A 7,088-nucleotide genomic window follows, 5' to 3' on the forward strand; every position below is an offset into this window, starting at 1 on the left:
CTTTCCATGGTTTCGCATTTTTTCTAGGTGGAATCACCGCATGTGCTTGCCGATCTGCAATGACCTGACGGCATTGCTTGGTGTCATAAGCTCCATCGGTATAAACAGAGTCAATCTGCTCATCTTGAGGAATCTGATCGAGTAAATCACCAAGTACTTGTGAATCACTCACATTATTTGTAGTGAGTTGAATAGCGCGTATTTGAAGGGTTTTGATCTATACCAATATGAAGTTTACGCCATTGGCGACGATATTCAGGTCCATGTTTCTTGCGTTTCCATTCGCCCTCACCTAGAAACTTCATGCCTGTAGAGTCTATGAGTAGATGCAGTCCATCGCTACTTTTTTGGTAGCTGATTGCAATATCAATATGCTTTTGTCTTCTACAAAGCGTACTGTAATCTGGTGCGGTCCAATTTAATCCGCAAAGTTTAATCAGACTTTGCACAAAGCCAGTGACCATACGTAAAGATAGACGGAATAAGGATTTAATCATTAAGCAGCATTGGATAGCTGCGTCGGAGTAGGTTTGATTTCGCCCTTGTTTGCCTTTTGATGGAGCATACCATTGCGTAGCAGGATCAAACCAAATGGCAATATTTCCGCGACTCATGAGTGCTCGGTTATATGCGGGCCAATTGGTTGTACGGTAGATTTTGTGTGTAGGCTTCTTCATTTGAAAATTATATCGCTGAAAAAGCCTTTACAGATAGGTTTGTGCAACAAAGCCCACCAGAGCGGCTTTTTATTGATTATTCATGTTCCACGCTTAAAATTCGAACAGTGTTTCATGATTTTTATAAGTTAAACTAAATTTAGTTGCTAATCCCAATAAGCTATTCACTAACTTGTAAATATCGGTATACCGCCTGACGACTAATCCCAAACGCTTTCCCTAATGCCATTTTCGATGGATACTTCCCCTCCTTCCATGCTTGTCGTAAAGCTTCAGCTTGGTCAGGCTTTAGTTTATGCACCCGACCTTTGTACTTCCCCTGAGCAGAGGCGAGTTTTATTCCTTCCTTTTGCCGCTCTAAAATGATCTCACGTTCGAACTGTGCAAAAGCACCCATCATTTGAAGCATCAAATTATCCATCGGGGTGGATTCGGCTGTAAAAGTAATATTTTCTTTTACAAACTGGATGGCGATCCCTCGTTTGACCAGTTTATCTACTTCAGTGACCAAATCTTTTAGGCTTCGCGCAAAACGATCCATTGAATGTACAATCACCCTGTCCCCTTCCCGGACATAGTTCAACATTTCCTGAAATTTAGGTCGGTCAGTATTTTTACCTGAAGCACGGTCAACAAAAATCCGGTCGACCTCAATTCCTTCAAGTTGACGTCCAGTGTTTTGCTCGACAGAACTTACCCGGACATACCCTACTTTTTGGCCTTTCACTTTTTCACGCCCCAATTGGATAAAAATGAACAATTTCGTAAATTATAATTCTTTAACACTAAAGTTACATGTTACGTATGATTAAAAATCATTTAAATGATACATAATTTCATGAACTTTCAGATTGTAACTTTAGGGTATAGTCTAAAGTAACGAAATTAATATTCTGCTCCCGATAGAAACAACCGTACTCAGGGAGAGATTTTTTTGATGTGCCGGTGCCGACCCTTACCAGAAGGCACTGTTGCAAATAACCACGAATAGTAAGCTGAATACTCTTTTAGCTAAAGGTGCAGCATATGAATCCCTTCCATAAAATTTAGGCTTGTATACCCAGAAAAAGGGAGCAAGAGCAACAACAGCAAAATTGAATTTAGATCGTTTTTGGCGAAATGTCAGAACACAAACTTTATATGATCCAGTCGATTATAAATATCAAGAAATTGGCGAATGGGTTTTAACAGGAAAAATACCTGGTCCAAGTTTTTATTCGTAGGAAAAGCTAAAATTCAAATTATGGGCATTGTTTTACATGGACTCAATCAATATTTTTATCTGAATTGAGCCGTGTAAAATGCACTGGAATTTATTTTTGATGAATATTTTCTAAAGTATCAACCAAAGTTCGTGTGGTTTGATCGATTTCATAATTTACTTCATCGCCTATATGGGCTTTGTTGCACAAACCTAGCATCAAAAGCTTATTCAGCAATATAATTTCAAAATGAATAAGCCTGCCTCTAAAATCTACCGTACAACCAATTGGTCATCCTATAACCGAGCCTTAATTAACCGAGGTAATATTTCCATTTGGTTTGATCCAAAGACTCAGTGGTATGCACAATCACAAGGCAAGCAAGGTCGAAATCAAACCTACTCCGATACAGCGATTCAATGCTGCTTAATGATCAAATTACTATTCCGACTCTCTTTACGTATGGTCACAGGTTTTGTTCAAAGTCTGATTAAACTCTCTGGATTAGATTGGACAGCTCCGGATTATTCCACCCTTTGTCGTAGACAAAAGCATATTGATATTGCGATTAGCTATCAAAAAAGTAGTGATGGACTGCATCTACTCATAGACTCTACTGGTTTGAAGTTTCTTGGTGAAGGTGAATGGAAACGCAAGAAACATGGGGCTGAATATCGTCGCCAATGGCGTAAGCTTCACATTGCTATAGATGCTAAAACCCTGCAAATACGTGCAGTACAACTCACCACAAATAATGTCAGTGATTCTCAAGTACTCGAAGATTTACTTGCTCAAATTCCCTTGGATGAACCAATTGATTCTGTTTATACAGATGGTGCTTATGACACAAAGCACTGCCGACAAGTCATTTTAGATCGAGATGCACATGCGATCATTCCACCTAGAAAGAATGCAAAGCCTTGGAAGGATCAGCAAGCGAGGTCTATAGAGCGGAACGAATTATTAAAGACAGTCAAACGGCTAGGCAGATCGCTTTGGAAAAAGTGGTCTGGTTATCACCGTCGAAGTTTGGTTGAAACCAAGATGCATTGCATCAAATTATTAGGCGATAAATTAACAGCGCGGAGTTTTCCAAGTCAGGTGAATGAGATCCATGCACGCATGGCAGTCTTGAATAAATTCACAGAATTAGGTCGCCCTCATACCCAAGTTGTCTCTTAAGTTTGAGTAGCTTAAGGGAACTCAGCCTTTCAAACCTTTATGCAACAAAGCCTTGTGGAGAAAAAGAGCAAAAAAGATTGATGACCTGACATGTGCCTGCTTAACTTGGGAGAGTTAAGTGGTTTTTTTTAAATCTCAATATTTAAAGAAGTGTATTAACATTGTTGATATGACTAGGCTGCTCTAAGCCTTCCTAGGTATGATCCTGCTTTTATATGTTAAAGATAGAAGCTTATGAAAATTATTTATCATGTATCGCTTATTATTGCAGCAGTGACTTTGACTGCTTGTGCCGGCACTCCTAATACAGACGTTGTTCAGAAGCCTGAAATGATGAACAAATGCGTACCTGAAAGTGCAGCAGCATTAGCCCGTACAACACTATCGAGTGAAGCTGACATCAAATCAAAAACAAATGCTAAGGTCGTAAGACTTGTTGCACCTGGTCAACCTATAACTAAAGATTATCATCCAGGACGAGTAACAGTAATTGCTGATCCACAAACTAAAACTATTCTTAAGGCATTTTGTGGTTAAAAACTTAAATGCTATAGTGTACAAAACCTCCTTCGGGAGGTTTTTAGTTGTGAGCATTAAATCTGTATGGAATTTTTTAAACCTTAACTTTAAGAGAGCAATACTTTTCTTATTAAATATTCGGTTTAAATAGAATGTATAGAGATTGTAGTTAAGCCTACAGTCGAGGTTATCGTATTTGGTATGGTTACCTTTTTAATCCTGATAAGACAAAAGCTTATGAAAATTATCCAGAATTTATCTTTAATTCTAGCGGCAGTTGCATTGACAGCATGTGCAAATAATCCTGAACAGATGCCTTCTCAACAACCAAATACGATGACTAGCTGTATAACTGATGAAGCAACAAAGCTTGTGGGACAAACTGGTTTATCTGAAGCAGTAATTAAAGCTAAGACTAAAGCTGAAATTGTACGAATGGTTGCGCCAGGTCAACCAGTAACTTTAGATTACCGCTCAAATAGAGTTACGGTAGTCACCGATCCACAAACTAAAATTATCGTTCAAGTTTCCTGCGGCTAATAGCTAAAGACTAAACAAAAACCATCTTCGGATGGTTTTTTATTATTTGAAAAAGAGTAATGTCTCAATTCCTATGCTGTTTATTCGTAAGCGTCCGCTGAACCCCATGCCTATTTTTTAATTTGAGTTGGATTTCCAGCGATGTGGCAGTAATTCTTCTATTTGGGTCGCTTTATGCGTCGGCAGCCTTTTCAGCACATCACTTAAATAGGCATACGGATCCAGCCCATTCAGCTTTGCTGACTGGATTAAAGTCATGATGTTTGCCGCTCGCTGACCACTGCGCAGCGAACCTGCAAACAGCCAGTTCTTGCGCCCCAACGCCCAGGGACGCATCTGATTCTCGACCCAATTATTGCAAATAGGTAGATTGCCATCATCCAGATAGCGGCTTAAAGCTGGCCAACGCTTCAGAGTGTAATTGATGGCCTTGGCGGTGGGAGAACTCGATGGCACTGTCAGATGATGTTGGTTGAGCCATTCATATAGTTGTTGCATCACTGGTTGACTATGCTGTTGTCGGTATTCGCGGCGGTCTTCCGCTGTACCATCGGTCTTTTTCCTGAGTTCTGCTTCTATCGCATACAGTTTCTGAATCAGCACTAATGCCTGTTCAGCGACCTGACTTTTTTTGGTCACATGCAGTTCATGGAATTTACGACGCGCATGCGCCATGCAGCCCACCTCAATGACCTGACCTGATTTAAAGCGTGCTTTATAACCGCTGTAATCATCACAGACCAGATGGCCCTGCCAGTCTTTCAGGAACGCTTCAGCATGCTGACCTGAACGACTATCCTGAAAGTCATAGATCACGGCTTGAACTGGATTGTACTGTGTAGTGGCATAGGCCCAGACATAACCTTTCTTCGGTTTTTTATCATTCTCACCCATCCGCATGATGGTGACCGGCGTTTCATCGGCATGGATCACCCGCTGTTGCAGCACCACCTGTTTTAAGGCATTGGCCAGAGGTTCCAGTTCCACACCGCAGCGACCAATCCAGTCAGATAACGTGGATCTGGACAGATCAATGCCAGCCCGCTGATAGATCAGGCGCTGACGGTACAGCGGCAAATGATCGGCATACTTCGATACCAGCACATGGCTGAGCAGTTCAGGACTGGCAATACCTTTATCAATCACATAGGCGGGCATCGCTTGCTGAGTCAGGGTGTCGCACTGATCACAGACCCATTTGCCACGTACATGCTGTTCCTTATAGAACTGTGCCGGTCTGAAATGCAGTTTTTCACTGATATCTTCGCCGATACGACGTAACTGGCAGCCACAACTGCATTGGGTTGATGCAGGTTCATGCTCAATACGGATGGTGTGTAGATGATCTGGCAGTGGTCGACGTTTAGGTTTATTGGTTTTGGCTTTGTGTGTCACTGCATCGGTTTTATCTGCATTTAGCCGTTCCAGTTCTAGATCAACCGCGGCAATATCTTCTTCAACCGCTTCATCCCACAGGTGGATTTGTTTTGCAGTGAGATGTTCGTTTTTACTGCCGAATTTGTGCTGTTTAAATAGTACGAGTTCATGCTCGTATTTTTGATTGAGAATAGAAAGATGTTGAACTTTAGAATCTAATTGCTGATTGGTGACTTCAAGATGTTGAACTCTGGCATCTAATTGCTGGTTTGATTTTTCTAATTCTTGATTTGATTGTGCCAGAGACTGATGCTGCATCGCCAACTGCCTGGTGAATTCCAGCAGTTGTTCATGGGTCAGTTGGCTTAAGTCAGGCAGCGTATTCATGACCGCAGTATGCCTGAGGTCATGAGAAGAATGAAATAGAACGTTTGGAGAATAGCAGAATGGAACAGCCTGGTTTAAAGCATCGTCACCACCTGCTGTCGTCCAATGCGCTGCCAGGGCAAACCTTGGATCAGTGCCTGTAACTGTTCCGGGCTGAGGGCCACGGTTTCACCTTGGTGAACTTGAGCCCAGTGAAATTTACCCTGTTCCAAACGCCGGGCACACAGCCAGATGCCCAGTCCATCATGTACCAACACTTTCATACGATGACCACGTTTATTACAGAACAGGTAGGCGCAATGCGGTTTGATGTAGCCAAAGGCTCTCACCACCTGAGCCATGACAGTATCCATTCCTGCTCGCATATCCATGGGCTGGGTAGAGAGCCAAATTTCATTGATACGGATCATGTTGCCAGTGCCTTGAGTAATTCTGCCAAGGCAGGTATTTCTGATGTCTGCCATTTTAGCTGAATATCATTATTCGTATGAGGCACGGTGATACACAACGTGATCCTCTCATCAATAGGTTGGCTGATTGCAGCAGTGTAAGGCAAAGCAATAAATGCTGGATTCACATGAGTAGGATCTTGCACGGCACCATCATGATGGCTGAAGATCCTGATCCAACGACTGACAAGGTTGGCATTAATACTATGTTGCAGTGCGACCGAAGCGATCGAGGTATTAGGATTTTTACAGGCATTGACAATACTGAGTTTGAATTCTTTGCTGTATGTTCTGCGTTTTTTAGCAACAGGAGGTGTTGCTGAATATATATCCATGTTCATGGATTAAGTCCCCACTTGTTTTTAGGTGGGAACTAAATTAAGGCTTATAGGATGAATTCAGAAGGTGTGTTCAGCGGACGCTTACGATATTCCTGCTTCTAAAACAGCCTTATTGCTTAACTTGAACCGTAATACCATCAACTATTGGTACATGCTTTTTAGAGAAGCAATCTACGATCATCAAACAGATTTAAGAGCAAAGTTTGTAGGTTCTATTGAAGTTGATGAGAGCTATTTTGGAGCAAAAAGACAACGTGGTTTTCATGGGAAGTTGAAGCGAGGTCGAGGGTAAGCGTCCGCTGAACACACCTTCTGAATTCATCCTATAAGCCTTAATTTAGTCCCCACTTAGAAACAAGTGGGGACTTAAATTTATGACTACAAATCATCAGACATCCATCGCATCTCTTGCGA

Annotated in this window: 7 protein-coding genes and 4 pseudogenes; 5 read left to right on the plus strand and 6 right to left on the minus strand. The window is 41.7% G+C overall.

The window, feature by feature from the left end; genetic code table 11:
- Positions 1-677: pseudogene (locus ACEO2X_RS12810) on the minus strand (IS5-like element IS17 family transposase); the annotation flags it as partial.
- A 160-nt stretch (positions 678-837) separates the two neighbouring features.
- On the minus strand, positions 838-1,404 hold the full coding sequence (locus ACEO2X_RS12815) for a recombinase family protein (RefSeq protein WP_000678311.1): 567 nt from the start codon (positions 1,402-1,404) through the stop codon (positions 838-840).
- Between the two features lie 334 nt (positions 1,405-1,738).
- On the opposite strand from ACEO2X_RS12815, the pseudogene ACEO2X_RS12820 reads away from it, so the two are divergent.
- Positions 1,739-1,900: pseudogene (locus tag ACEO2X_RS12820) on the plus strand (monooxygenase); the annotation flags it as partial.
- A gap of 90 nt (positions 1,901-1,990) precedes the next feature.
- Here ACEO2X_RS12820 and ACEO2X_RS12825 read toward each other — a convergent pair.
- A pseudogene (locus ACEO2X_RS12825) lies at positions 1,991-2,071 on the minus strand (riboflavin synthase); the annotation flags it as partial.
- A 57-nt stretch (positions 2,072-2,128) separates the two neighbouring features.
- Here ACEO2X_RS12825 and ACEO2X_RS12830 point away from each other — a divergent pair.
- The 3 genes from ACEO2X_RS12830 (at position 2,129) to ACEO2X_RS12840 (ending at position 4,120) form a co-directional block, all read left to right on the plus strand.
- The gene (locus ACEO2X_RS12830; protein ID WP_180025590.1) at positions 2,129-3,061 is read left to right on the plus strand and encodes an IS5 family transposase; all 933 of its coding nucleotides are present in this window, start codon (positions 2,129-2,131) and stop codon (positions 3,059-3,061) included.
- Between the two features lie 234 nt (positions 3,062-3,295).
- Positions 3,296-3,598 (plus strand): I78 family peptidase inhibitor, encoded by a 303-nt coding sequence (locus tag ACEO2X_RS12835; RefSeq protein ID WP_127800883.1) that lies wholly within the window; start codon positions 3,296-3,298, stop codon positions 3,596-3,598.
- 219 nt (positions 3,599-3,817) lie between these two features.
- Positions 3,818-4,120 (plus strand): I78 family peptidase inhibitor, encoded by a 303-nt coding sequence (locus ACEO2X_RS12840; RefSeq protein WP_127800881.1) that lies wholly within the window; start codon positions 3,818-3,820, stop codon positions 4,118-4,120.
- 117 nt (positions 4,121-4,237) lie between these two features.
- Here ACEO2X_RS12840 and ACEO2X_RS12845 read toward each other — a convergent pair whose 3' ends face one another.
- From ACEO2X_RS12845 to ACEO2X_RS12855, 3 genes are all read right to left on the minus strand, one after another.
- Entirely contained in the window at positions 4,238-5,884 is a 1,647-nt protein-coding gene (locus tag ACEO2X_RS12845; protein ID WP_371972111.1) for an IS66 family transposase, read from the minus strand.
- 74 nt (positions 5,885-5,958) lie between these two features.
- Complete coding sequence (gene tnpB / locus ACEO2X_RS12850; protein WP_035270816.1) at positions 5,959-6,294, minus strand: IS66 family insertion sequence element accessory protein TnpB; 336 nt, start codon at positions 6,292-6,294, stop codon at positions 5,959-5,961.
- Positions 6,291-6,674 (minus strand): transposase, encoded by a 384-nt coding sequence (locus ACEO2X_RS12855; protein WP_019836977.1) that lies wholly within the window; start codon positions 6,672-6,674, stop codon positions 6,291-6,293. The genes tnpB and ACEO2X_RS12855 overlap by 4 nt, the downstream gene beginning before the upstream one ends.
- A 55-nt stretch (positions 6,675-6,729) precedes the next feature.
- Here ACEO2X_RS12855 and ACEO2X_RS12860 point away from each other — a divergent pair.
- Positions 6,730-6,963 (plus strand): annotated as a pseudogene (locus tag ACEO2X_RS12860) (IS1595 family transposase); the annotation flags it as partial.
- Between the last annotated feature and the right edge of the window lie 125 nt (positions 6,964-7,088).

The sequence above is a fragment of the Acinetobacter sp. AL9 genome (assembly GCF_041464035.1).
In the GTDB taxonomy this organism is placed as follows: domain Bacteria; phylum Pseudomonadota; class Gammaproteobacteria; order Pseudomonadales; family Moraxellaceae; genus Acinetobacter; species Acinetobacter towneri.